We start from the raw sequence: 549 nt of genomic DNA, 5'->3' as shown, positions 1-549 counted from the left end.
CGGTGCTTGCCGGCCCGACGTAGAGCCTTCGGTGTCGGGTACTTCACCAGCAGCGCCGTCATTGCAGGATGGTCCAGGTGGGCACCGATGACGGCTTCTAGTCCGGGGTGTATCTGGGTGAGTAGGCGGGACTGCTGAAGGTTTGGTTGACTCCTGGGTTTATGCCGCCAGGGCGACGGCCTTTTGGTGAACAAGCTCGTATTCAACCGGGGTCAGTTTACCCAAACGTCGCTGTCGACGCTTCCGGTGATAGGTCCGCTCGACCCAGTGGACGATCGCTGTGCGCAACCTCGCTCGCGTGTCCCAACGGCCCCGATCGAGGACGTTCTTCTGCAACACGGCGAAGAACGATTCCATCGCCGCATTATCACCAGCAGCACCGACCCGACCCATCGATCCGACGAGCCCGTAATGCCGTAGAGCCTGCTGGAACTTCCGAGAACGAAATTGCGAGCCGCGATCCGAGTGAACGACACACCCGGCAATCATTCCAGACCCGCCACGACGGGCCACAGCATCATCAATCGCCGCCACAGCCAGGCGAGATTT

The 549-nt window shown here is 60.8% G+C and carries 1 protein-coding gene and 1 pseudogene; both read right to left on the bottom strand.

Going from position 1 to position 549, the window contains the following annotated elements:
* A pseudogene (locus EB836_RS18585) lies at positions 1–125 on the bottom strand (IS110 family transposase); the annotation flags it as partial.
* 34 nt (positions 126–159) lie between these two features.
* Positions 160–549: DDE-type integrase/transposase/recombinase (locus EB836_RS18090; protein WP_167854522.1), on the bottom strand; the 390-nt coding region annotated here is incomplete at its 5' end.

This window comes from Brevibacterium sp. S111, assembly GCF_004745075.1.
Taxonomy (GTDB): Bacteria; Actinomycetota; Actinomycetes; order Actinomycetales; family Brevibacteriaceae; genus Brevibacterium.
This window is presented reverse-complemented; position numbering and strand designations above follow the sequence as displayed.